The sequence below is a fragment of the Microvirga sesbaniae genome (genome assembly GCF_025460805.1).
GTDB classification, from domain to species: Bacteria; Pseudomonadota; Alphaproteobacteria; order Rhizobiales; family Beijerinckiaceae; genus Microvirga; species Microvirga sesbaniae.
Map to the genome: position 1 here is coordinate 19,322 of NZ_JAMXFJ010000005.1, position 24,219 is coordinate 43,540.

Genomic DNA, 24,219 nt, shown 5'->3' on the forward strand with positions numbered 1-24,219 from the left:
CGCGCCGCACGCCGCCTCAGGGGCTGCCCCGGAGACTCATGGCGCCGGACTCGCGCCGCGACAGGGCCGCGGTGCTCGGCGGCAGCACCGCGCATTGGGTGACGTGGAACACGCTGTTGTCGACCTTCTGGTAGGCGCGCCCGCACCAATGCCCCCCGCCGGTCTGGCCGGTGTCGCCGAGCAGGGCCCGGTACTGGATCGTGTAGCCCGGCACCTCGACCCATTCGCCGTCGACCAGCATCTCGACGCCCGTCGGGGTCACCCGGTAGGGCGCCGGCCGGCAATCCTGGTCGTTGCAGCAGCTGTTGCCCCATGAATCGGTCAGATGCGAGTAGATGTCGTGGGACCAGGCCGGAAGGCTCCCGGCCAACAGGAGAAGGATCGCGGAAAGGGAAAGCCTGGTCGACATGGGCCGCTTCCATGAAGGCAGGGGGACGGCGCTCGCCAGGGCGCCGAGCGAACGCCACGGAGGCTCATCTTAGCGCAGGAGCGGACCCGGACACCAGGGGTGAGCCCCTCCGGTCATCACCGGGACGGGCCCGGCTATGACGTGGGAGGTCCATCGGCAGGACGGGAACCCCGCCTCCGTGCGGTTCTGGCTGCAGGTCTATGGCGTCCTCACCGGGAAACAGGCGGGCTCTCCTCGGGCTCCCTCGGGAATTGCCGGCTGCCCTCGGGGATGACCACGCCCTTGAGCTTGCGCGAGGTCCAGATGTGGACGGCGCCGGTCAGGTCGACCGGCTCGTCGAGGGACCCGCCCTTGATGCTGATCTCGTCCTCCCGCTCCCGGTCCCCATGCCAGACCCGCGACCCGCAATCCGGGCAGAAGAAGCAGGTCAGGGTTCCGCCGCTGTCGGTCGCCCGGGTCCAATGGCCGAGCCCGCCGGACAGGAGCCTGACCTCGGCGCTGCGGGCCGCGACCGAGACCCCGAAGGCCGAGGCCGACTGCTTCTGGCACTCCCGGCAGTGGCAGACATAGATCTCGCGCGGCTCGCCGGTCAGCTCGTACCGCACCTGGCCGCACTGGCAGCCGCCCTTGAGGGAATAGGCTTCCATGATCGTTCCTCTCCTCGCCGTCAGGCAGAGATAGCGCGGACGATCCCGCCGTCGCCCTCCTGCCGTAACGACATATCCTGAGCCGTCTCATAGTTCGGCTGGCGTCGGGCCGGCAAGCTCCGCCATGGCAGCCATGCAACAGGGGCGGACTCCGACGAAATGAGGCAATCTGGCTGCGAGGATTGTCTTGCAGCGTCGAAAACCCCTTCTTATATCAGCGCCAGCATGGGGAACGGCTCGGGTTGGGCCGCCCCCGGCAAGTCAGTCATCAACATGTAAGCCATGGGCCGAGCTGCTTTCAGGGCTCGGCGGTCTGCTTGAAAGTGAGGGATCCCGCCATGGGTAAGGTCATCGGTATCGACCTCGGCACCACCAATTCCTGCGTCGCTGTCATGGAAGGCACGACGCCCAAAGTCATCGAAAACGCGGAAGGCGCCCGGACGACCCCGTCCATCGTGGCCTTCACGGACGAAGGCGAGCGCCTCGTCGGCCAGCCGGCCAAGCGCCAGGCGGTCACAAACCCGTCGCGCACCTTCTTCGCCATCAAGCGCCTGATCGGGCGCACCTTCGACGATCCCATGACCAAGAAGGACATGGGCCTCGTCCCGTATCACATCATCAAGGGTCCCAACGGCGACGCCTGGGTCGAGGCCGACGGCAAGCAGTATTCGCCCTCGCAGATCTCCGCCTTCACCCTGCAGAAGATGAAGGAGACCGCCGAGTCCTATCTCGGGCAGCCGGTCACCCAGGCGGTGATCACGGTTCCGGCCTACTTCAACGACGCCCAGCGTCAGGCCACCAAGGACGCCGGCAAGATCGCCGGCCTCGAGGTCCTGCGCATCATCAACGAGCCGACCGCGGCCGCCCTGGCCTACGGCCTGGACAAGAAGCAGACCGGCATGATCGCGGTCTACGACCTCGGCGGCGGCACCTTCGACGTGTCGGTCCTCGAGATCGGCGACGGCGTGTTCGAGGTGAAGTCCACGAACGGCGACACCTTCCTGGGCGGCGAGGACTTCGACATGCGCCTGGTCGAGTACCTGGCGGCCGAGTTCAAGAAGGAGCAGGGCATCGACCTGACCAAGGACAAGCTCGCCCTGCAGCGCCTGAAGGAAGCCGCCGAGAAGGCCAAGATCGAGCTCTCCTCCGCGTCGCAGACCGAGATCAACCTGCCCTACATCACGGCTGACGCCTCCGGTCCGAAGCACCTGGCCCTCAAGCTCTCGCGCGCCAAGTTCGAGCAGCTCGTGGACGATCTCGTGCAGAAGACCATCGAGCCCTGCCGCAAGGCCCTCAAGGATGCCGGCATCTCGGCGGGCGACATCGACGAGGTGGTCCTCGTGGGCGGCATGACCCGCATGCCGAAGATCCAGGAGGTCGTGAAGACCTTCTTCGGCAAGGAGCCCCACAAGGGCGTGAACCCGGACGAGGTCGTGGCCATCGGGGCGGCGATCCAGGCCGGCGTGCTCCAGGGCGACGTGAAGGACGTGCTGCTCCTCGACGTGACCCCGCTGTCGCTCGGCATCGAGACGCTCGGCGGCGTGTTCACCCGCCTGATCGACCGCAACACGACGATCCCGACCAAGAAGAGCCAGGTGTTCTCGACCGCGGAAGACAACCAGAACGCGGTGACCATCCGGGTCTTCCAGGGCGAACGCGAGATGGCCGCAGACAACAAGCTGCTCGGCCAGTTCGACCTCGTGGGCATTCCGCCGGCCCCCCGCGGCGTGCCGCAGATCGAGGTGACCTTCGACATCGACGCGAACGGCATCGTGAACGTCACGGCGAAGGACAAGGCGACCGGCAAGGAGCACCAGATCCGCATCCAGGCCTCCGGCGGCCTGTCCGACACCGACATCGAGAAGATGGTGAAGGACGCCGAGGCTCACGCCGAGGAAGACAAGAAGCGCCGCGAGGTCGTCGAGGCCAAGAACCAGGGCGAGAGCCTGATCCATGCCACCGAGAAGTCCATGACGGAATACGGTGACAAGGTCGGCGAGGCCGACCGGCAGGGCATCACGACCGCCATCGACGCGCTGCGCCAGGCCCTGGCCGGCGACGACGCCGAGGTGATCAAGGCCCGGACCACGGACCTGATGCAGGCCTCCATGAAGCTCGGCGAGGCCATGTACGCCGCCCAGGCGGGTGCCGGCGAAGGCGGCGAGCAGCCCGAGGGCGAAGCCGCGAGCAAGGACGACGTCATCGACGCCGACTTCCAGGAAGTCGACGAAGGCGACAAGAAGAAGCGCGCCTAAGACGATGGCCCTTCTCTGACGAATCCGGCACCCGGTTTCATGACCGGGTGCCGTTTTCATGAAACGAGCTTCAAAACATCCATGACCGATCGAACGACCGCTTCTTCGCACGATGCGCTTGAGCATCGGACCCAAAAGTGGACACCACTTTTGGGATCGACCCGATGCTCCAGCTCCTGGCCGGCGCATCGTTCCTCACGGAAAACCGGACCCACTTTTCCGTACGATGCGCTGGCAAAGGCTTCCGGAGCCTTTTCCCGTGCAGCGCAGGCGAAACGATCCGGCAGAATGACGGAGCGGCCCACCGCTCCGAGGGGCGCCTGACATGTCCAAGCGCGATTATTACGAGGTTCTCGGCGTCTCGCGGACCGCCACGGAAGCGGAGATGAAATCCGCCTTCCGCAAGCTCGCGATGCAGTATCACCCGGACCGCAACCCGGGCGATCACGAGGCCGAGGTCAAGTTCAAGGAGCTGAACGAGGCCTATCAGACCCTGTCCGACGGCCAGAAGCGCGCGGCCTACGACCGCTTCGGCCATGCGGCCTTCGCCAATGGCAGCGGGCCCGGCGGCCCGGGCTTCGGCGGCGACTTCTCCGACTTCATGTCGGACATCTTCGAGAATTTCTTCGGCGAGGCCGGGCGCGGCGGGCGCGGGCGCGGCACCGGCGGGCGCGAGCGCGGCGCCGACATGCGCTACAACCTCGAGATCTCCCTGGACGAGGCCTTCAACGGCAAGACCGCCGAACTGAAGATCCCGACCTCGATCACCTGCGAGTCCTGCTCGGGCTCCGGCGCGAAGCCGGGCTCCAAGCCCAAGGCCTGCCCGACCTGCGGGGGCGCCGGCCGGGTCCGGGCGACGCAGGGGTTCTTCTCCATCGAGCGCACCTGCCCCAACTGCCACGGACGCGGCGAGGTCATCGACGATCCCTGCGCCCAGTGCGGCGGCGCGGGCCGGGTCACCCGGGAGCGCACGCTCTCGGTCAACATCCCGGCGGGTGTCGAGGACGGCACGCGCATCCGGCTCGCCGGCGAAGGCGAGGCCGGCCTGCGCGGCGGGCCCGCGGGCGATCTCTACATCTTCCTGTCCCTGAAGCCCCATCCGTTCTACCAGCGCGACGGGGCGGACCTGTTCTGCCGGGTGCCGATCTCCATGGTGACGGCGGCGCTGGGCGGCGAGTTCAGTGTGCCGACCCTGAGCGGCGCCGACGCCCTCGTGAAGGTGCCCGAGGGGACCCAGACCGGCAAGCAGTTCCGCCTGAAGGGCAAGGGCATGCCGGTGCTGCGCTCGCGGGACGTGGGCGACCTCTACATCCAGGTCGTTGTGGAAACCCCGCAGAAGCTCACCAAGCGCCAGCGCGAGCTCCTGATGGAGTTCGATCAGGAGTGCTCCAAGGAAAACCATCCTGAAAGTTCGGGATTTTTCTCGCGCTTCCGGGAGTTTATCGATGGCTTGGGCGGATCAACTTAACTGGACGGTCGTTTTCCTCAACGCATCGTGCGGAAAAGGCGGATCCGGTTTTTCCGCTCTAGACGATGCGCACGTTAAATGAGAAGCATCGGACCCGGACGTGGCTTCCACGTCCGGGTCCGAGGCTTCGGGGTTCTAAACAGCCAGCGTGATGCGCCGCGCAAGGGGTCTTCTCAGTGCACCAGTCGTTCCAACGGCCCACCGCCCGGAAAATTCCCCTCAAGAAGGATCGCTTCGCTGACGAAGCCCGCTTCCTGAGATCCTGGCTCGAGCGGCCGCTCGTCGTGGGAGCGGTCACGCCCTCCGGCAAGATCCTGGCGCGGACCATGGCGTCCTTCGTCGATCCTCGCATCCCCGGCCCCGTCATCGAGCTCGGCCCGGGCACCGGCCCGGTGACCGATGCCCTGATCCGGCGCGGGGTGGCTCAGGAGCGGCTCGTCCTCATCGAGTACAATCCCGAGTTCTGCCAGCTCCTGAAGCGCCGCTTCCCGAAGGCGACGATCATCCAGGGCGATGCCTACGACCTCAAGGAAACCCTCGGCGACATCCTGAAGGAGCCGGCGGCCGCCACCGTGTCGAGCCTGCCGCTCTTCACCAAGCCCATGGACCAGCGCCTGGAGCTCCTGGAGACCGCCCAGGGCCTGATGCATCCGAGCGCGCCTTTCATCCAGTTCACCTACGCGGTGGTGCCGCCGATCCCGGCGCGGTCGCCGCATTACCGGTCCAAAGCCTCCAACCGGATCTGGCGCAACCTGCCCCCGGCCCGGGTCTGGGTCTACAACAAGGTCAACCATCCATGAGCGCCGCGATGTCTCTTCCGACGAATCCCGTTCCCGCAGGAGACATTCGCGACAAGCTCATCATCGGCCTCGACCTCCCGTCCGTGGAAGAGGCCCGCGCCGTCGTCGAGCGCATCGGCGAGGCCGGCACCTTCTACAAGATCGGCTACCAGCTCGCCTATGCGGGCGGCTTCGAATTCGCCCGCGAGCTGATCGGCCAGGGCAAGAAGGTCTTCCTCGACCTCAAGCTCCACGACATCGGCAACACCGTGGAGGAAGGCGTCCGCTCGGTGGCGCGCCTCGGCGTCACGTTCCTGACCGTCCACGCCTATCCCCAGACCATGCGGGCGGCGGTGGCCGGGAAGGCCGGCTCCTCCCTCAGGATCCTCGCCGTGACCGTGCTCACGTCCTACGACGACAACGATCTCGCCGAGGCGGGCTATGCTCCCGGGCCGGCCGCCGACCTCGTCGCCCGCCGGGCCGGACAGGCGCGCGATCTCGGCATCGACGGCATCGTCTGCGCGGCGACGGAAGCCGAGCGCGTGCGCACGGTCGTCGGGCCCGACCGGCTCATCGTCACGCCGGGCATTCGGCCCGCGGGCGCGGACGCGGGCGATCAGAAGCGCGTCGTGACGCCCGCCGAGGGGATCCGGCTCGGCGCCGACCACCTGGTGGTGGCTCGTCCCATCGTCAAAGCGGCCAATCCGCGTGCCGCCGCGGAAGCGATTGTCCGGGAAATCGCCGGCGTGAAGGCTTGACGCTCGGACGCCTCTGGCGTTCGCTGCGCGTCCCGTCAATCGAGAGGAGCGCCCATGCCCAAAGGCTATGTCATTGCCCGCGTGACCGTCACGAACCCCGAAGCCTACGCGGAATACGCCAAGGGCGCCACGGAGGCGATCCGCCAGTATGGCGGGCGGCCGCTGGTGCGCGGCGGCGCCTACGAGGCGCTCGAGGGCGAGGCGCGCGCCCGCAACGTGGTGATCGAGTTCGACTCGGTGGAGCAGGCCCGGACCTATTACCACTCGCCGGAATACCAGGTGGCCAAGGCCAAGCGCGAAGGCGCCTGCGTGGCGGAATTCGTTCTCGTGGAAGGAGCCTGAAGCGATGAAGGGCTATTGGATCGGCCGCGTCGATGTCTCGAATCCCGACGCCTACCAGAACTACGTGAGGGCCAATGCGGTCCCGTTCGCCAAATACGGCGCCCGCTTCCTGGTGCGCGGCGGCGCCTATCGGGTCGCCGAGGGCGCGGCCCGCGCCCGCAACGTGGTGATCGAGTTTCCGACCTACGAGGCGGCCCTGGAATGCTGGGACTCGCCCGAATATCAGGCGGCAAAGGCCGAGCGCGACGGCCATGCGGTGGCCGACATCATCATCATCGAGGCCTATGAGGGCCCGCAGCCGGGTTAGTGCCCGTCATGGCCGGGCCTGTCCCGGCCATCCCGCTCGTCCGAAGCGCCGAGCTTTCCGGACCGGGATCACCGGCACGAGGCCGGTGATGACGTGACGGGGCTGCATTCGTCGCCCCGGACTTGCCGGTCGCGGGGCGAGGTCGGGAGAACAACCTCGACGCTTCTCAGCCCCACCCGAAGCGGCTATACCCGGAGCCCGTAACAGCAGGAGAGCGGCATGAGCGAGATGCGACTCGTCGTGGTGGGCGCAGCCGGACGCATGGGGCGCATGCTCATCAAGACCGTGGCCGAGACCGAGGGCTGCACCCTCGTCGGCGCCATCGAGCGGGAGGGCTCCCCGGCGCTCGGGCACGACGCCGGTCTGCTCGCCGGCATCGGGCTGCTCGACGTGGACGTGACCGACGATCCGCTCGCCGTCTTCGCCCAGGCCGACGGCGTCCTCGACTTCACCGCGCCCGCCGCCACGACGGCCTTCGCGGCCCTCGCCGCACAGGCGCGCATCGTCCACGTGATCGGCACCACCGGCCTGCAGGAGGCCGATTTCGTCAGGCTGGAGGCGGCCGCGCGCCATGCGCGCATCGTCCAGTCCGGCAACATGTCGCTCGGCGTGAACCTGCTCGCCGGCCTCGTGCGCAAAGTGGCCGCGACGCTGGGCGAGGATTTCGACATCGAGATTCTGGAGATGCACCACCGCATGAAGGTGGATGCGCCCTCGGGCACCGCGCTGCTCCTGGGCGAAGCCGCCGCCGAGGGGCGACAGATTTCCCTGAAGGAGCGTTCCGTGCGCAGCCGCGACGGGCATACCGGCGCCCGCACGCCCGGCGATATCGGTTTTGCGACGCTTCGCGGGGGGTCTGTGGTCGGCGAGCATTCGGTGATCTTCGCCGGCCAGGGCGAGCGCCTGGAGCTGGCGCACCGGGCCGAGGACCGGAGCATCTTCGCCCGCGGGGCCGTCAGGGCCGCGCTTTGGGGCTTCGACAAGAAGCCCGGCTATTACACCATGGCCAATGTCCTTGGCCTCGATCGGCTCTAAATCACGCCCCACCCTACTTTTTCGGAGACGCCGCGACATGAACCGCCTTCTCGTCCTTGCACGCCACGGCCAGAGCGAATGGAACCTCAAGAACCTGTTCACCGGCTGGAAGGATCCGGGGCTAACCGCCCTCGGCATCGAGGAGGCGCGCAACGCCGGCCGCCGGCTCAAGGAGATGGGCGTCCAGTTCGACGTGGCCTTCACGTCCGACCTCTCCCGCGCCCAGGCGACCTGCAAGCTGATCCTCGAGGAGATCGGCCAGCCTGACCTGAAGACCATCGCGAACCAGGCCCTGAACGAGCGCGATTACGGCGACCTCTCGGGCCTCAACAAGGACGACGCCCGCGCCCGTTGGGGCGAGGAGCAGGTCCATGTCTGGCGCCGCTCCTACGACGTGCCGCCGCCCGGCGGCGAGAGTCTGAAGGACACGGTGGCCCGCGTGCTGCCCTATTACATCCGCGAGATCCTGCCCCGGGTCATGCGTGGGGAACGCGTCCTGGTCGCCGCCCACGGCAATTCCCTGCGCGCCCTCGTGATGGTGCTCGACGGCCTGACCTCCGAGACGATCCCGAGCCTCGAGCTCGCGACGGGCATCCCGCTGGTCTACACCCTCAACGAGGACACCACCGTCGCCGGCAAGCAGGTGCTGGAGGGGTAAGGGACGCTTCGATCGTGCTGCCCCCTGTCACGTCATGGCCGGGCCCGTCCCGGCCATCCCGATCGCTTGCGGCGCTGTGCTCCACCGCGTCGGGATCACCGGCACAAGGCCGATGATGACCACAGATGGCATGGATCAGGATAGACGATGTCCTCCCTCCCCCTCGCGCCCGGCCTGACTTATTACCCCGACTATCTCGACCGTGCGGCCCAGGAGCGGCTGCTGGAATCTCTGCGCGGGATCACCCGCCAGGCGCCGCTCTACAGTCCGCGCATGCCACGCACGGGAAAACCCTTCTCGGTGCGCATGACCAATGCCGGCCGGCTCGGATGGGTCTCGGACGTGAACGGCTACCGCTACCAGCCGACCCATCCCGAGACCGGCCGGCCCTGGCCGGCCATGCCCGAGCAGGTGCTGCGCGCCTGGGAAGAGCTGAGCGGCTATCCGCACCCGCCCGACGCCTGCCTGATCAATTTCTACGAGCCGGCCGCCCGCATGGGCCTGCACCAGGACCGGGACGAGGAGGAGTTCGACGCTCCCGTCGTGTCCCTGTCCCTCGGCGACACGGCCCTGTTCCGCTATGGCGGCCTCGAGCGCAGGGACCCGACCCGCTCCGTCAAGCTCCGCTCCGGTGACGCGATCGTGTTCGGCGGTCCCGCGCGGCTGATCTATCATGGCATCGACCGGTTGGTGCCGGGAAGCGCGGACCTGCTGCCGCAAGGCGGGCGTCTCAATCTCACCTTGCGTAGGGTCGAGAAGCCGCTCTAGCCTTCTGCGTACGAACCTCGCACATTTCCTGGAGGGGCATCCATGAAAGCCTTCGCAGCCGCCGCTCTCGGCATCCTCCTGTCGGTCCAGGCCGCCTTTGCGGCCGATCCCGTTTTTCCGCCGGCGTCCCGCATCGGCATCGTCCCACCCGAGGACATGATCGTCTCGAAGCGCTTCAGCGGGTTCGAGAGCGAGGAGAAGGCCGCGGCCATCACCTTCGTGGAAATGCCCGCCGCGGCCTACGGGCAGCTGGTCGGCGGCCTCACCAGGGACGCCCTGAAGCGCCAGGGCATGAGCGAGACGTCGCGCGAGACCCTGAAGCTCGGCTCCAGGACGGGCGTTCTGGTCGGCGGCACCATGGGCGGGGCCGTTCAGGGCCGCAAATGGGTGATGGCGGTCAAGGACGAGGACCTCACCGCCCTCGTGATCGCGCAGGTGCGCGGCGGCCAGGACGGATACAGCGACGCCCAGATGCAGAACGCCCTGAAGAGCATCGCCCTGCGCGGCCCCGTGTCCATCGACGAGCAGGTCTCCGCCCTGCCCTTCCGGCTCGGCGACAAGGCCGGATTCCGTCCGGTGCGGGTGATGTCGGGCAACTCGGTCCTGCTGACCGACGGCCCTCAGGACGCGATCAAGGCGGTGGAACAGCCGATGGTCATCCTGGCGGCCACCCTCAACGTTCCCGTGCCGCCGGCCGAGCGGCGCAGCCAGTTCGCCCACGCGGCCCTGAACTCCAACCAGATCCTGAAGGACATCAAGGTCGAACGGTCCGAGTCCTTCCGGTTCAAGGGACAGGACTGGCACGAGATCGTCGCCAAGGCCGTGGAGGCGGCGTCGGGCCAGCCGGTCATCGTGATGCAGACCATCCGCTTCGAGACCGACCGCTACGTGCGCATGGTCGGCCTCACCCGGGTCGAGCAGCGCGACCAGAACCTGCCCCGCTTCCGCACGATGATCGACGGCATCGACATGAACCCCTAAACGCGCCGCGGGAAGGCCGGCAGGGACCAGCCGCGCAGCAGGGGGAGGGCCCGCAGGGTGAAGGCCGCGGCAAAGCCCGCCGCGCCGCTCAGGAACGGCTCCATGCCCGCCGCCTGCAGGGCGACCATGACGGAGGCGCCGAGCGTCGCGGCCGTGACATAGATCTCCTCGTGACAGAGATCTCCTGACGCAGCACCAGAGGGGTGGTTCCGGCGAAGATGTCGCGGATGATGCCCCGAAGGTGGCCGTGGTGGTGCCGAGCGCAACCGCTGGGAGGGCCGGGACGCCCGCGGCAAGCGCCTTGCCGGTGCCCGTGAGGGTGGCGAGCAGGGCGAAGGCGAACGGGTCCATGCCCTTGCGGGCCGCCATGAGGGCGCCCGAGAGCGAAGACGGCGACCCCGATGGGACGAGCGCCGGGATTTTCCAGTCGGGATGGCTGGGACAAGCTCGGCCGTGACGGGGCGGTGTCACGGACGGGCGCGATGCTCGGGATGGAAGCCCTCAGGCTGTCCCGTCGGGGCTTCTTCAGGAAGCCGTGGAGGAATTGTCCGCGGCCTCGGCGCCGTTGCCGTTGGCGGGCGCCTTCGGGCCGCCCCTGGAGACGCCGACCAGGGCCGGGCGCAGGACGCGCTCGCCGATGACGTAGCCGGACTGGACCACCTGCAGGACGGTGCCATTCGGCACCTCCGCGTTGGGGATCTCGAACATGGCCTGATGCACGTTCGGGTCGAACTTCTGGCCCTGCGGGTCGAGCTTCTTCACGCCATGCCGCTCGAGGGTCTTGAGCAGGTCGCGCTCGGTGAGGTCGATGCCCTCGATCAGGCCCTTGAAGGCCCCCTCGGCGGTGCTGCGGGCCTCGTCCGGCACGCTCTCGATGGCGCGGCGCACGTTGTCGGCCACATTCAGCATATCGCGGGCGAAGTTCGCCACCGCATAGGTGCGGGCATCCGCCATCTCACGCTCGGTGCGGCGGCGCAGGTTCTCCATGTCGGCCATCAGGCGCAGGAGCTTGTCCTTCAGGTCCGACTTCTCGGCCTCGAGAACGGCAATCGGATCGGCCGCGGAGTCGGCCTCGGGGGCCACGTCGTTGGCGGGCTCGGCCTGCGGGGCCGCGTTCTGGTTTTCCGTGTCGTTCGGATTCATGGTCGATCAACTAAAGGTGGGAAACGAAAGGTTCGGGGCACATATCAGGTCCCTGGCCCAACAAATCAAGCGCTTCGCCGCTGGAGCGGCTCGGTTTCCTCGGTCTTGAACACCTCCAGCAGGGTGCGGGTGATGGTGGCCTGGCGGCCCGCATGGGTGATCTTCGTGCCCGTCAGATCGGTCACGTAGAACACGTCCACGGCCTTTTCGCCGAAGGTCACGATGTGGGCCGAGGCGATGTTGAGGTTGAGCTTCCCCAGGGCCGTGGTGAGATCGTAGAGCAGGCCGGGCCGGTCGAGGCCCGAGATCTCGATCACGGTCTGGCGGTTCGACAGGGAATTGTCGATGTTCACCTCCGGGGGCACGTGGAAGGCCTTGGAGCGCTCCTTGGCCGGGCGCTTGCCGTCCACGAGATCGGCGATCCTCACCTCGCCTTTCAGGGCCCGCTCGATGGCCTTGGCGACCCGTTCGGCCCGGCGCAGCTCGTCCTCGTCCCGGTCGAAGGCGCGGGAGAGCACGATGGTGTCCAGCGCCATGCCGTCCGTGGTGGTGAAGATCTGCGCATCGACGATGTTGCCGCCCGCCGCCGCGCAGGCGCCCGTCACGATGGCGAGCAGGCGTGGATGGTCCGGCGACAGGATGGTGAGCTCCGTGACACCGCGGAACTGGTCCGTCTCGTAGGTCGTGGTGACCGTGCGCCCGCCCTTCTCGGCCTCCCGGAGGAGCCTCGCCTGCTTGGCCCGCCGGGTCTCGTCCGTCTTCAGCCAGTAGCCCGGCGTATGGCGCGACGCGAAGGCCTCGAACTCCGCATCGGACCAGTCCGGCAGTTCCTGGCGCAGCCGCTCCTGCGCCAGGCGCACCCGCTCGGAGCGGGCGAGATCGACCGCGCCGCCGCCGAGGATCACCTCCGTCTCCTGGTAGAGGTTGCGCAGGAGCTGGCCCTTCCAGCCGGTCCAGGTGCCGGGCCCGACCGCCTTGATGTCCGCGATGGTGAGCACGAGCAGGAGCTTCAGACGCTCCATGGTCTGCACCACCTCGGCGAAGCTCTTGATGGTGGCCGGATCGGACAGATCGCGGCTCTGGGCCGTGTTCGACATGAGCAGGTGATGCTCGACCAGCCACGCCACCGTCTCGGTCTCCGCGTCCGTCAGGCCGAAGCGCGGCCCGAGCTTGCGGGCGATCGCCGCGCCGGCCTCCGAATGGTCCTCGGGCCGGCCCTTGGCGATGTCGTGCAGGAACACCGCCACGTAGAGCGCCCGGCGGTTGCGGATGGTGGGGAAGATCTGGTTGGCCAGCGGATGCTCGCCGCCGAGCTGGCCGGCCTCGATCTCGGTCAGCACGCCGACCGCGCGGATGAGATGCTCGTCCACCGTGTAGTGATGGTACATGTTGAACTGCATCATCGCGACGATGCGGCCGAAATCCGGAACCAGGCGGCCGAGCACCCCTGTCTCGTTCATGCGCCGCAGCACCACCTCGGGGGCGTTCTTGGACGTGATGATCTCCAGGAACAGCTTGTTCGCCTCCGGATCGTTGCGCAGGGTGTGGCCGATGAGGCGGAGCGATCGCGTCGCCAGGCGGGTCGCATCGGGATGGATGGCGAGATTGCGCCGGTCGGCGAGCCAGAACAGGCGGATCAGGTTGACCGGATCGCGCGCGAAGGTCTCCTCGTTCTCCACGTTCAGGCGGTTGTTGTCGATGATGAAGCCCTCGCTCACCTGCGCGCCGCCGCTGCGGCGGCGGAAGCGGCCGAACATCCGGTCGAGCATGGGGCGCCGCTTGGTCTGCCGGGCCTCGAGCTCGGCGCACACGATGGCGGTCAAGTCCCCCACATCCTTGGCGATCAGGAAGTACGCCTTCATGAAGCGCTCGACCGCCGACAGGCCGCCGCGCGGCGCGAAGCCGATGCGCTCCGCGATGGTGCGCTGAAGGTCGAAGGTCAGGCGCTCCTCGGCGCGGCCGGTGGCGAAGTGCATGTGGCAGCGCACGCGCCACAGAAACTCCTCGCAGCGCGAGAACAGGTTGAACTCTCCTTGAGTGAAGAGCCCGGCCTTCACCAGCTCCTTGGGCTCCTTGACCCGGTAGACGTATTTGGCGATCCAGAACAGCGTATTGAGATCGCGCAGGCCGCCCTTGCCGTCCTTTACGTTCGGCTCGACCAGGTAGCGCGACGCGCCCGCCTTGGCGACGCGGGCATCGCGCTCCTTCAGCTTGGCGTCCACGAAGGCCGCCGCCGTGGTGGCGACGATCTCCTGGTCGAAGCGCTTCTCCAGATTGTCGAAGAGCTCCCGGTCGCCGAACAGGAACCGGGCCTCGAGCAGGGAGGTGCGGATCGTCATGTCCGCATGGGCCTCGCGCAGGCATTCCTCCACCGAGCGGGTCGCGTGACCGACCTTCAGCTTGAGGTCCCACAGCACGTAGAGCATCGCCTCGACGACGCTCTCGCTCCAGGCCGTCTGCTTGTAGGGCAGCAGGAACAGGAGGTCGACGTCGGAGCCCGGCGCCAGGGTCCCGCGCCCGTAGCCGCCCGTCGCCGCCACCGCGAGCCGCTCGCCGGCCGAGGGATTGGCCGCCGGATAGAGATGGTGCACCACGGCGTCGTGGACGATGCGCACCACGTCGTCCATGCGGTCGCAGAGATAGCGGGCGCAGACGAGACCGTTCTGGTTCTCCAGGAGCTTCTCCTGAGCTTCCTCATGGCCCCGGTCGAGCAGCACCTTCAGCTCCGGGACGAGCCTCGCGCGCAACTCCGCCGCATCGCCGATCGGTTGGCTGCCGAGGTTCTTGAGGACGCTCTTGGGACTGGGAAGGGTCATGGAACAACCGCGCACGAGGAACCGTTTGACTTACCACCGGATGAGGGTTCCGCCCAAGGGCGGAGTGACAGGGTCCGCCGATCCGGATAGCCTGTTCTTTATAAGAGATAGTGTTTGACATAAAAAACAACCGGTTCTATAAACCGGACACGCGCCGATTTGAGCATGCAGATTGCGGGCGCGAAACAAGTGCAGCTAAAGCGCCGGGTGCGTGAAGGCCATAACGGTCCAGGCTCCCATGCGCGGAACATGGGACCGAACACGATGAGCCTGACCCGCCGCCTCCTGATCGCCGCTTCCCTGGCCACGGGACTCGCCTCCTTCGCAACCGCCGCCTCCGCGCAGGTGAAGGAAATCCGCATCGACTATGCGACCTACAATCCGGTCAGCCTCGTCCTCAAGGACAAGGGCTTCCTCGAGAAGGAACTGGAGAAGGACGGCATCAGCGTGCGCTGGGTGCAGTCGCTGGGCTCCAACAAGGCGCTCGAATTCCTCAATGCCGGCTCGATCGACTTCGGCTCCACGGCCGGCGCCGCCGCCCTGATCGGCAAGATCAACGGCAACCCGATCAAGTCGATCTACGTCTATTCCCGGCCCGAATGGACGGCGCTGGTCACCCGCAAGGACACGGGCATCACGAAGGTCGAGGACCTGAAGGGCAAGCGCGTCGCCGTGACCCGCGGCACCGATCCGCACATCTTCCTGGTGCGCGCCCTGCAGGAGGCCAAGCTCACCGAGAAGGACGTGAAGCTCGTTCTTCTCCAGCACCCGGACGGCCGCACCGCTCTCGAGCGCGGCGACGTGGACGCCTGGGCCGGCCTCGACCCGCTGATGGCAGCCGCGGAAGTGGAAAGCGGCGCCCAGCTCTTCTACCGCAATGCGGGAGCCAACACCTGGGGCGTGCTCAACGTCTCGGAATCCTTCGCCAAGGACAATCCGGCCCTCGTGCAGCGCGTGCTCAAGGCCTATGAGGAAGCCCGCAAATATGCGCTCACCAACAAGGACGAGCTGAAGAAGACCCTGGTCGCCTACACCAAGCTGTCCGACGCGGTGATCGAGCGCCAGCTCGAGCGTACGGAGCTGACCCATTCCAATATCGGTCAGCCCCAGGTCGACACGATCCTCGCCGCGGGCCTGGCCCTGCAGCAGGCCGGCGTCATCACCCCTGACACCAATGTGCGCACCGCCGTCGATTCCCTCATCGACCGCCGCTTCGCCACCGCATCGCGCTGATGACTTCATCACGGGAGAGCGCCGTGACAGGCCAAGCCACGGCATCGGACCCAAAAGTGGTCCCCACTTTTGGGATCGATCCGATGCCTGCTTTCTCGAAGGGCGTGTCATCGAGTGCGGAAAACCCGAACCACTTTTCCGCACGACACGCCGGCCAAGCCTGGTCCTCCCATGAGGGTGCCGCCGCTCTCGCGGCCCCTGCCTCGACCGAGAAGCGACGCGCCTTCGACTGGCGCCTCCTTCTCGGCTTTTTATTGCCTATCGGTGTGGCGCTTCTCTGGGAGGCCGCCGTTCGTCTCGGCCTCGCGCAGGGCCGCCTCGTTCCGCCGCCGAGCCGCATCGTCGCGACGCTCTGGGGGCTGGCGCAGACCGGCGAGTTGTGGACCCATGCCTGGATGACGCTCTGGCGCGTCCTCGTCGGCTTCGTGATCGGGGCCGTCGCCGGCATCGTGCTGGGAGCGCTGTCCGGCTCCAGCAAGACCATCCGGCACCTTCTCGACCCGACCCTCCAGGCCCTGCGGGCAATTCCCTCGATCGCCTGGGTGCCGCTCTTCATCCTGTGGCTCGGCATCTTCGAGGCCTCGAAGGTGGCGCTGATCGCCGTGGGCGTGTTCTTCCCGGTCTATCTCGGGATCGCGGGCGCGATCCTGTCCGTCGACCGCAAGCTCGTGGAGGTGGGCCACGTGTTCCGTCTCTCGCGCGTTCAGCTCGCCCGCCGCATCCTGCTGCCGGCGGTCCTGCCCGAGGCCGTCATTGCCCTGCGCTCGGGCCTCGGTCTCGGCTTCATGTTCGTGGTCGCGGCCGAGTTCATGGGCGCCTCGGAGGGCCTCGGCTACCTGCTCGTGGACGGGCAGCAGATGGGCAAGCCCGATCAGATCCTCGCGGCGATCATCGCCTTCGCGCTTCTCGGCAAGATCGCCGACAGCCTCCTGGTCGCGGGCACGAAGCCGCTCGTGCGCTGGCAGGACACCGTGCGGGAGCGGTTGTGATGCTGAACCTGGAGCACCTCTCGAAAACCTATGCCGACGGCACCCGCGCGCTCTCCGACATCAACCTGACCGTGCAGGAAGGCGAGATCGTCTCGCTGATCGGCGGCTCGGGCTGCGGCAAGACCACCCTGCTGCGCCTGATCGCCGGGCTCGACCGGGCGAGCGCGGGCCGGATCCGCCTCGACGACGAGGTGCTGTCGGGCCCTCACCCCTCCGTGGGCATCGTGTTCCAGGAGCCGCGCCTGCTGCCTTGGCTGTCCGTTGCCGACAACATCGCCTTCGGTCTCGACGGCGTCGTCGCCGCCGAGAGGAAGGCGCGGGTCGCCCATGCGCTCGACAAGATCGGCCTGTCCGAGCACGCGAACCGCTGGCCCCGCGACCTGTCGGGCGGCCAGCAGCAGCGCGTCTCCATTGCGCGCGCCTTCGTGACCAACCCGAAGGTGCTGCTTCTCGACGAGCCGTTCTCGGCGCTCGACGCCTTCACCCGCGCCAGCCTGCACGAGCATCTGCTCGGCCTGTGGGAGGAGACGCGCCCCACCGTCGTTCTCGTCACCCACGACGTGCAGGAGGCGGTGACGCTGGCCGACCGGGCCGTCGTCATGCAGCCGAAGCCCGGCCGCATCTTCGACGAACTGCCGCTGACGCTGTCGCGCCCGCGCGACCGGACGGGCCTGCCCTTCGAGACCTCCGTGCGCCGCGTCTTGACGGCCCTGGACCATTCCCTCAAAGCTCCCCAGCAGCAGCCGCAACGCGAGCGCGACCGCCAGGCCGCCGCGTTGTGGTGGTAACTCTCTCAAGGACATCATCATGGATGCGACTGCGCTTCGCGCCCTCCAGGCGCCGCTGAAGGATCAATACCGCAGCGACCCGAACTCCGCCGTGATCACCCTGAAGGCTCAGGGCACGCTCGACGACCAGCACATCGCCTGCAAGGTCGAGACCGGCCGCGCGCTCGCCGTCGCGGGCCTCCATCCGGCCACCGGGGGCTCCGGCGCGGAGCTGTGCTCGGGCGACATGCTGCTCGAAGCGCTCGTCGCCTGCGCGGGCGTGACCCTGAAGGCGGTCGCGACCGCCCTCGAGATCGACCTGCGCCACGGCGCCGTGAAGGCGGAAGGCGACCTCGATTTCCGCGGCACCCTCGGGGTCGACAAGACCGCGCCCGTGGGCTTCCGGAACATCCGCCTCTCCTTCGAGGTCGACACGGACGCCCCGCAGGAGAAGGTCGACCAGCTGCTCAAGCTCACCGAGCGCTACTGCGTGGTCTTCCAGAGTCTCAACAACAAGCCCGAGCTGAGCGCCACGCTGACGCGCAAGTAAGGCGGTCTGTTCGCTCGCCCGTGTGAGGTTCTGACGTCGTGGCCGGGCCTGTCCCGGCCATCCCGATGGGGTGGAGCGCAGCGCTTCGATCCACCGGGATCACCGGCACGAGGCCCGTGATGACGAGGAGAACGGTCGAGCAAGGGCGAGAGCTGCTTCCACTGGCGTGGAATCACCTCTCTTCCTTGCCTCGCCGCATTTTTGACCGCGAACCGGATCCACTTCGCCGAAAAATGCTCCAGGACGTTGCCATGGCCTCAGTTCCCAGCCACCAGGGTCCGCGGCGCGCCGCTGATCGCAACGGCGGTACCGCCGCGGATCTCCTGCACGGTCAGAGCGCGCTGGTTGGTGCCGTCGGGATTGAACCGGAACACCCCGTCGGCCCCGGCGAAGCCTGCGGGGTTCGTGAGCATCCCGTCGGTGAAGGCCTGCGCCCCCTGTATCCGGGCGAGCGCCGCCGCCAGGGTCACGGCGTCGTAGGACAGGGTCGCGAGCCGGATCGGATCGACGTTGAAGCGCGCGCGGTAGCGCTCGGCGAAAGCCGTGAAGCCGCGCTTGTCGGGAGCCGCGAACCAGCCGCCCTGCAGAACGGGCAGAGCCGTCACCCGCGGCTCGTCCCACAGGCCGGTCCCGAGCGGCTTGACGCGCAGCGGATCGAAGCCCGCCATCTGCAGCGCCTGAGCAACGGCGGGCAGCCCGTCGCCGTTGTCGGGCATGAACAGGGCGTCGGCCTGCGGCGCGGGGCCGCCGATCACGCCGGTCAAGCGCCGCACGGCATCCTGAGGCTGCCCCGGCGGATAGGATTCGAGCGCCGCGATGCGGATTCCCTGCCGGGCGGCCGCCTGCTGCAGCCGCGCTCCGGCCACCCGGCCGTATTGGGTCTCGGGGATCAGGGCCGCGATGGAGCGACGCCCCTGACTGGCCGCGAAGGACACGATGCGGTCCACCTCCTCCTGCACGAGGAAGCTCAGGAGATAGACGCCCTGGGTGGCGACGCTCGCATCCGTCGAGAAGCCGATGACCGGTTTGCCCCGTTGACGCGCCACCTGGCCGACGGCCTGGACGGAGCCGGCGAAGAGCGGCCCGACGATGAGCTCGGCTCCCTCGGCGAAGGCCTGCTGCGCGGCCGCCTGCGCGCCCTCCGGTGTGCCGCCGTCATCCTTGACGAGAAGCGTGAGGTCCGAGCCCTGGAATTCGCTGAGCGCCAGTTCGGCGGCGTTGCGCAGGCTCTGCGCCGCCACGGCGCCCTGCCCGGCCCCGGTCATGGGCAGGACCAACGCGACCTTGACGGGGCCGCTGCCGATGGTGGTGCCCGGCATCGCCCGGACGGGCGGAGCGTCCGGCAGCGGAGCGCCCGGCAGCGGAGCGCCGGACGGCGGGATATCGGCCGCATAGAGCGGCTCGGCCGGTGCGGTCGCGGCGGGCCGGCTCGGCTTGCGGGCCGGCCCGCGGCTGGCGGAACGGAAGCCTGCGGGCACAAACAGCGCCGCGGACACAGCGGCGATCCAGGCCGCGCGGCCGGAACCGCCGCCTGGTCGATCGATGAAGCGCGCCATCTCCACCCCCCTTTGGAAACAGCCCTGGCAATGGAGGGAAGCGTGACAGCAAAAGGTAAACATTGTTTCCAATGCGGGGCCGAGGCCCCGACGTCCCAGCTTCCGCGCCGACGCCCCTCATGCGACAGTGACCGACGATGAGCCAGAGAATCGACAACAGAACCAAGCGGCGCGAGCCGACCGACCGGATCGCCACCTTCACGGCCTTCGGCCTCGCGGCCGAGGCCAAGCCCCTGTCGGCCGGCCTCTACGTGGTCGCGACCCCCATCGGCAACCTGCAGGACGTGTCCTTCCGGGCGCTCAACGTGCTGGCCGCCGCGGACGCGGTTCTGGCCGAGGATACGCGGGTGACGAAGACCCTCCTGGCCCATTACGGCATCACCACCCCGCTCGTGTCCTATCACGAGCATTCCAACGACGCCGTGCGCGAGCGCATGATCCACCGGATCCGCGAAGGCCAGGCGCTGGCCCTCGTGTCGGATGCCGGCACGCCGCTGGTGTCGGATCCGGGCTACAAGCTCGTTCAGGCGGCGATCGAGGAAGGCCTGCCGGTCACCCCGATTCCCGGCCCCTCCGCGGTGCTGACTGCCCTCGTCGCCTCGGGCCTGCCGACGGATCGCTTCTTCTTCGAGGGCTTCCTGCCCTCGAAGAGCGGCGCGCGCCGCGCGAGGCTTGCCGAGATCGGCGCGATCCCCGGCACGCTGATGCTGTTCGAGGGACCGCATCGCCTGCCCGAGATGCTGGCCGATGCCGCGGAGGTTCTCGGCGAGCGCCAGGCCGTGGTGGCGCGCGAACTCACCAAGATGTTCGAGACGATCCGGCGCGGCACCCTGCCCGAGCTGGCCCAGCAATTCGCCCAGGAGGGCCCGCCCAAGGGCGAGATCGTGGTGCTGATCGGCGAGTCGACGAAAGAGATGCACGCGGCCGAGGCCGATGCGGCGCTCGACGGCCGGCTCGAAGCGGCCCTGAAGAACCATTCGATCAAGGACGCGGCGGCCCTCGTCGCAGCGGACCTCGACCTGCCCAAGCGCGAGGTCTATGCCCGCGCGCTGGCGCTTGCGAAGAAGGACCCATGAAGAGCGCCCTGGAGCGTCGGCAGGCGACTTTTCTGCGCGGTCATCGCGCCGAATGGATCGCCCTGCTGGTCCTCCTGGCCAAAGGCTATCGCCCCCTCGCCCGCCGCTACGCGGCCGCGGGCGGCGAGATCGACCTGATCGTCATGCGCGGCGACACCGTCGCGTTCGTCGAGGTGAAGGCTCGGGGCCTGATGGACGATGCGCTCTCGGCCATCACGGCCAGGAAGCGCCAACGGTTCTCGCGGGCGGCGCGCGCGTGGCTCTCCCGCAATCCGTGGGCGGCGGGCAGGACCTGGCGGGCCGATGCGGTGTTCCTGGCGCCCCGACGATGGCCGCGGCACATCGTGTCGGCCTTCGAGCTGGAGATGCTCTAGGCAGCCATCCGGTGCCGATCCGCGACGGCTTCGCGGATGTGCCGGGCCAGCTCCTGCACCACGTGATTGCCGCCGTCGCGCGGCAGGTAGAGATTGACCATGAAGGGCGGCAGGGCCGGCAGGCCCGAATCCGCTCCCAGCACGTCGAACCCGCCCGGCACGGTCGAGGCCATCCAGGCCATCACGGCGATGTCGGCCGCGACCGTCGCCACCTGGGCCGAGGTGTTCGTCACTTCGGAGACCGAACGCCATTCGATCCCCGCCTTCTGCAGGGCCTCGCGGATCGGAGCCCGGAACGCGCAGTCGGAACAGCCGACGGAGACGGGCAGAGGCCGCTGGCGCGCTGCATCGCCGCCTCGGGCTCCGACCCACACGAGCCGGTCCATCACGAGATTCTCGCCGTCGGAATCGCAGGCCATCTCGGTGGCCAGCACCACGTCGACCTTGCCGTCGTAGAGCTTCGCGCGCAGCGACGCGCTGGAGCCGCTGTTGAGCGAGATCTGCACCCGCGGATAAAGGCGGGCGAAATCCTTCAGGAAGGTCGGCAGGTAGGTGGTGATGATGTCGCTCGGGATGCCGAGCCTCACCTCGCCCTCGAATTCGGGCGTGGTCATCTCGGTCCAGATCTCGTCGTTGAGGGCCAGCATCCGCTTGGCCCGCCCGAACAGGCGCTCGCCGGCCGTGGTCAGGGTGACGCCGCGCCGGTCGCGGACGATGAGCTCTTCGCCCAGCGTCTCCTCGAGCCGCTTGATCTGCTGGCTCACGGCCGCCTGGGTGAGGTTGAGAACCCCCGTGGCGGCCGTCATGCCGCCGGCATCCACCACGGCCACGAAGGCTCTCAGAAGGCTGACATCGAGATTGCGCGCCATGATCGGCCTCAATAACGGATCATTATCATCAACATAATGAACATTCGTTTCCGTTATGCAAGGGGTAGGCGCATCCTGGTCTCATCGAACTTGAGGAGACAGCCATGACAACCCATCCGGTCACCCTTCTTCGGACCTCTCACCCATCGTCCGGCAAGCCGTCGCGCATCCGCAGCCTCTTTGCCTCGCTCATGCACGAGATCGAGATCCGCCGCGCCCTGCGCGAGGTCAGCGCCCTGGACGACGCCGCGATGCACGACATCGGCCTCACCCCCGGCAACGTCGAGGACGTGGTCCGGTGCGGCCGACATTAATCTCCGGATTTCGGAGCGAACACGGTCACGGCCGCCGGCCGGATCGAGAAATGGGCGGGCGTCCGGGTCACGATCTCGCCATCCGCATTGATCGGCCTCGGCTTGCGCGTGCGGATGTCGAACTCCTGAGCCCGGACCGCCCGGACCTCGTTCCAGGCGCCATGCTGCCCATGGCGGAATGAGCGTGCCATGAGGGCGAGCTTCCAGGCGCGCTCCAGTTCGAGGCTGTAGAGATCGAGATGCTGGTCGTCGATGGCGGCATCCTTCTCCACCGCGTTCCCGCCCCCATAGAAGCGCCCGTTGCCGACCGCAATCTGCAGCGTCCGCACGCGAACGGATTCGTTCTCGCTGGTGATGGTGGCCCGGAAGGGCTTCGCCCGGGCCAGAACCTTCAGGGCCACCAGGGCATAGCCGAGGCGTCCCCAGCGGCGCTTGATGTCCCGCGTCAGCTTCTGCGCCAGCTCCGCCGACAACCCGAGGCTCGCCACGTTGAAGAAGGGCTCGCCGTTGACGATGCCGAGATCGATCTTGCGCGTCAGGCCGTCCGCGATGACCTGGGCGGCCCCGTCGAGATCGAAGGGAATGCCCAGCGTGCGGGCGAGATCGTTGGCCGTGCCCAGGGGCAGAATTCCCAGGGGCAATCGCGCCTCGATCACGCCGAAGGCCGCCGCGTTCAAGGTGCCGTCGCCGCCGCCCACGACGGCGCAGTCCACATCTTTCGCATACTTGACGATGAGCGGCGACAGGTCTTCCCGTCGGCTGCATTCCAGATGAACGGGCTCGATGCCATGATCCTTCAGGCGCTCGATGGCGATCTCGCACTGGGCGGCGCCGCTGCGGCTCTTGGCATTGACGATCAGAAGGGCGCGGCGTGGCATGCTCGACTACATGGAAAAGCTTGAGGGGATCCGCAAGGGGCATCGTCGAAGCGGGGCCGTGGGATAACCCGCCTCCCGGCTTTTCGTTCACGCGGCCCGCGATGAAGAGTTGCCATCCCGCTTTTTAAGGCCAATAACCCTGCTTCCCAAGGAGACCTGACGCATGACCCTCACCGTTGCGTTCCAGATGGATCACATCCGCAGCATCAAGATCGCGGGCGATACGGGCTTCGCGCTGCTGCTCGAAGCCCAGCGGCGCGGACACCGGGTCCTGCATTATACGCCCGACCGGCTTTCCCTGCGCGACGGCGCGGTGGTCGCCATGGCGGAGACCATCGAGGCGCGCGACGTGGAAGGCGATCATTTCACCCTCGGAACGCCCGAGCGGATCGACCTGTCAGGTGTCGATGCGGTGCTCATGCGCCAGGACCCGCCCTTCGATCTGGCCTACATCACGGCCACCCATTTCCTCGAGCGCATCCATCCCAAGACCCTGGTGGTCAACGATCCGACCCATGTGCGCAACGCGCCGGAAAAGATCTTCGTCACCCATTTCCCGCACCTGATGCCCCCGACCCTGATCTCCCGCGACAGGCAGGAGATCGACGAGTTCCGGCGCGAGCACGGCGACGTGGTGATGAAGCCGCTCTACGGCCACGGCGGCGCGAGCGTGTTCAAGGTCGGCCGCGAGGACCCGAATTTCGGCTCGCTCTACGACCTCTTCGCCAACCTGTTCCGCGAGCCCTGGGTGATCCAGCGCTTCCTGCCCAAGATCACCGAGGGCGACAAGCGCATCATCCTCATCGACGGCGAGGCGGCGGGCGCGATCAACCGGGTGCCGGCGGCCAACGACATCCGCTCCAACATGGTGCGCGGCGGCGCGGCGAAGCCGACCGACCTGACGCCGCGCGAGCGCGAGATCTGCGAGACGATCGGCCCCGATCTCAAGCGCATGGGCCTGATCCTGGTGGGCATCGACGTGATCGACGGCAACCTCACGGAGATCAACGTGACGGCCCCCACGGGCATCCGGGCGATCAAGCGCCTCGGCGGGCCCGATCTCGCCGTGAGGGTCTGGGACGTGATCGAGGGCAAGGTGGGCCGCTAGCGCATCGGACGGACCCAGCGGGCCGCGTCAGCGAAAAGTGGAACCGGTTTTCGCTTGCGCGGCCCGCTGGGTCCGCCTCATCCGATGCGCCAATCAAGAGAGGGAGCCTCGGACGTGAAAAGAAAATTGTTGGGACGAT

At 67.8% G+C, this 24,219-nt stretch carries 26 protein-coding genes; 18 read left to right on the forward strand and 8 right to left on the reverse strand.

Features of this window, described 5'->3' with window-relative positions; translation table 11 throughout:
• Positions 1–16 precede the first annotated feature (16 nt).
• Both OCW50_RS09765 and OCW50_RS09770 read right to left on the reverse strand, forming a co-directional pair.
• Positions 17–409 (reverse strand): hypothetical protein, encoded by a 393-nt coding sequence (locus tag OCW50_RS09765; RefSeq protein WP_262297349.1) that lies wholly within the window; start codon positions 407–409, stop codon positions 17–19.
• Between the two features lie 209 nt (positions 410–618).
• Positions 619–1,056, reverse strand: coding sequence for a GFA family protein (locus OCW50_RS09770; RefSeq protein WP_262297350.1), 438 nt, complete (start codon positions 1,054–1,056; stop codon positions 619–621).
• 338 nt (positions 1,057–1,394) lie between these two features.
• On the opposite strand from OCW50_RS09770, the gene dnaK reads away from it, so the two are divergent.
• The 10 genes from dnaK (at position 1,395) to OCW50_RS09820 (ending at position 10,407) form a co-directional block, all read left to right on the forward strand.
• A complete protein-coding gene (dnaK, locus tag OCW50_RS09775; RefSeq protein ID WP_262297351.1) occupies positions 1,395–3,311 on the forward strand; it encodes a molecular chaperone DnaK in 1,917 nt (638 codons plus the stop codon).
• A gap of 325 nt (positions 3,312–3,636) precedes the next feature.
• Positions 3,637–4,779 (forward strand): molecular chaperone DnaJ, encoded by a 1,143-nt coding sequence (dnaJ, locus tag OCW50_RS09780; RefSeq protein ID WP_262297352.1) that lies wholly within the window; start codon positions 3,637–3,639, stop codon positions 4,777–4,779.
• 176 nt (positions 4,780–4,955) lie between these two features.
• The gene (locus tag OCW50_RS09785; protein ID WP_373371358.1) at positions 4,956–5,579 is read left to right on the forward strand and encodes a class I SAM-dependent methyltransferase; all 624 of its coding nucleotides are present in this window, start codon (positions 4,956–4,958) and stop codon (positions 5,577–5,579) included.
• Between the two features lie 8 nt (positions 5,580–5,587).
• The gene (gene pyrF, locus OCW50_RS09790; protein ID WP_262297353.1) at positions 5,588–6,316 is read left to right on the forward strand and encodes an orotidine-5'-phosphate decarboxylase; all 729 of its coding nucleotides are present in this window, start codon (positions 5,588–5,590) and stop codon (positions 6,314–6,316) included.
• A 54-nt stretch (positions 6,317–6,370) separates the two neighbouring features.
• Entirely contained in the window at positions 6,371–6,658 is a 288-nt protein-coding gene (locus tag OCW50_RS09795; RefSeq protein ID WP_262297354.1) for a DUF1330 domain-containing protein, read from the forward strand.
• 4 nt (positions 6,659–6,662) lie between these two features.
• Complete coding sequence (locus tag OCW50_RS09800) at positions 6,663–6,965, forward strand: DUF1330 domain-containing protein (protein ID WP_262297355.1); 303 nt, start codon at positions 6,663–6,665, stop codon at positions 6,963–6,965.
• A 228-nt stretch (positions 6,966–7,193) separates the two neighbouring features.
• A complete protein-coding gene (gene dapB / locus OCW50_RS09805) occupies positions 7,194–8,000 on the forward strand; it encodes a 4-hydroxy-tetrahydrodipicolinate reductase (protein WP_262269412.1) in 807 nt (268 codons plus the stop codon).
• 37 nt (positions 8,001–8,037) lie between these two features.
• On the forward strand, positions 8,038–8,658 hold the full coding sequence (locus tag OCW50_RS09810) for a 2,3-bisphosphoglycerate-dependent phosphoglycerate mutase (protein ID WP_262297356.1): 621 nt from the start codon (positions 8,038–8,040) through the stop codon (positions 8,656–8,658).
• A gap of 147 nt (positions 8,659–8,805) precedes the next feature.
• Positions 8,806–9,426, forward strand: coding sequence for an alpha-ketoglutarate-dependent dioxygenase AlkB family protein (locus tag OCW50_RS09815; RefSeq protein WP_262297357.1), 621 nt, complete (start codon positions 8,806–8,808; stop codon positions 9,424–9,426).
• Between the two features lie 42 nt (positions 9,427–9,468).
• The gene (locus tag OCW50_RS09820; protein WP_262297358.1) at positions 9,469–10,407 is read left to right on the forward strand and encodes a hypothetical protein; all 939 of its coding nucleotides are present in this window, start codon (positions 9,469–9,471) and stop codon (positions 10,405–10,407) included.
• On the opposite strand, the gene OCW50_RS09825 is transcribed toward OCW50_RS09820, so the two are convergent.
• From OCW50_RS09825 to OCW50_RS09835, 3 genes are all read right to left on the reverse strand, one after another.
• Complete coding sequence (locus OCW50_RS09825) at positions 10,404–10,703, reverse strand: hypothetical protein (RefSeq protein ID WP_262297359.1); 300 nt, start codon at positions 10,701–10,703, stop codon at positions 10,404–10,406. The genes OCW50_RS09820 and OCW50_RS09825 overlap by 4 nt on opposite strands.
• Before the next feature lie 229 nt (positions 10,704–10,932).
• On the reverse strand, positions 10,933–11,550 hold the full coding sequence (gene grpE / locus OCW50_RS09830; protein ID WP_262297360.1) for a nucleotide exchange factor GrpE: 618 nt from the start codon (positions 11,548–11,550) through the stop codon (positions 10,933–10,935).
• A 65-nt stretch (positions 11,551–11,615) separates the two neighbouring features.
• A complete protein-coding gene (locus OCW50_RS09835) occupies positions 11,616–14,366 on the reverse strand; it encodes a [protein-PII] uridylyltransferase (RefSeq protein ID WP_262297361.1) in 2,751 nt (916 codons plus the stop codon).
• Positions 14,367–14,630: 264 nt separating this feature from the next.
• On the opposite strand from OCW50_RS09835, the gene OCW50_RS09840 reads away from it, so the two are divergent.
• The 4 genes from OCW50_RS09840 (at position 14,631) to OCW50_RS09855 (ending at position 17,905) form a co-directional block, all read left to right on the forward strand.
• Complete coding sequence (locus OCW50_RS09840) at positions 14,631–15,599, forward strand: aliphatic sulfonate ABC transporter substrate-binding protein (RefSeq protein ID WP_262297362.1); 969 nt, start codon at positions 14,631–14,633, stop codon at positions 15,597–15,599.
• Positions 15,600–15,682: 83 nt separating this feature from the next.
• Complete coding sequence (locus OCW50_RS09845) at positions 15,683–16,588, forward strand: ABC transporter permease (RefSeq protein ID WP_262297363.1); 906 nt, start codon at positions 15,683–15,685, stop codon at positions 16,586–16,588.
• The gene (locus OCW50_RS09850; RefSeq protein ID WP_262297364.1) at positions 16,588–17,376 is read left to right on the forward strand and encodes an ABC transporter ATP-binding protein; all 789 of its coding nucleotides are present in this window, start codon (positions 16,588–16,590) and stop codon (positions 17,374–17,376) included. Before OCW50_RS09845 ends, OCW50_RS09850 begins: the two co-directional genes overlap by 1 nt.
• A 19-nt stretch (positions 17,377–17,395) precedes the next feature.
• A complete protein-coding gene (locus OCW50_RS09855; protein WP_262269380.1) occupies positions 17,396–17,905 on the forward strand; it encodes an OsmC family protein in 510 nt (169 codons plus the stop codon).
• A 257-nt stretch (positions 17,906–18,162) separates the two neighbouring features.
• On the opposite strand, the gene OCW50_RS09860 is transcribed toward OCW50_RS09855, so the two are convergent.
• Positions 18,163–19,461, reverse strand: coding sequence for a penicillin-binding protein activator (locus tag OCW50_RS09860; RefSeq protein WP_262297365.1), 1,299 nt, complete (start codon positions 19,459–19,461; stop codon positions 18,163–18,165).
• Between the two features lie 137 nt (positions 19,462–19,598).
• On the opposite strand from OCW50_RS09860, the gene rsmI reads away from it, so the two are divergent.
• Both rsmI and OCW50_RS09870 read left to right on the forward strand, forming a co-directional pair.
• A complete protein-coding gene (gene rsmI, locus OCW50_RS09865) occupies positions 19,599–20,537 on the forward strand; it encodes a 16S rRNA (cytidine(1402)-2'-O)-methyltransferase (protein WP_262297366.1) in 939 nt (312 codons plus the stop codon).
• Entirely contained in the window at positions 20,534–20,911 is a 378-nt protein-coding gene (locus tag OCW50_RS09870; RefSeq protein ID WP_262297367.1) for a YraN family protein, read from the forward strand. The genes rsmI and OCW50_RS09870 overlap by 4 nt, the downstream gene beginning before the upstream one ends.
• On the opposite strand, the gene OCW50_RS09875 is transcribed toward OCW50_RS09870, so the two are convergent.
• Complete coding sequence (locus OCW50_RS09875; RefSeq protein ID WP_262297368.1) at positions 20,908–21,780, reverse strand: LysR substrate-binding domain-containing protein; 873 nt, start codon at positions 21,778–21,780, stop codon at positions 20,908–20,910. The genes OCW50_RS09870 and OCW50_RS09875 overlap by 4 nt on opposite strands.
• 104 nt (positions 21,781–21,884) lie before the next feature.
• Between OCW50_RS09875 and OCW50_RS09880 the strand changes: the two genes are divergently transcribed.
• Positions 21,885–22,094: a DUF1127 domain-containing protein gene (locus OCW50_RS09880; RefSeq protein ID WP_262297369.1), complete on the forward strand. Its 210-nt coding sequence runs from the start codon at positions 21,885–21,887 to the stop codon at positions 22,092–22,094.
• Here OCW50_RS09880 and OCW50_RS09885 read toward each other — a convergent pair.
• Positions 22,091–22,972 carry a lipid kinase gene (locus tag OCW50_RS09885; protein WP_262269374.1) on the reverse strand — a complete coding sequence of 294 codons (882 nt, stop codon included), beginning with the start codon at positions 22,970–22,972 and terminating at the stop codon, positions 22,091–22,093. The genes OCW50_RS09880 and OCW50_RS09885 overlap by 4 nt on opposite strands.
• 163 nt (positions 22,973–23,135) lie before the next feature.
• Between OCW50_RS09885 and gshB the strand changes: the two genes are divergently transcribed.
• Positions 23,136–24,080, forward strand: a complete 945-nt coding sequence (gene gshB / locus OCW50_RS09890; RefSeq protein ID WP_262297370.1) for a glutathione synthase — start codon at positions 23,136–23,138, stop codon at positions 24,078–24,080.
• The last annotated feature ends 139 nt before the right edge of the window (positions 24,081–24,219 follow it).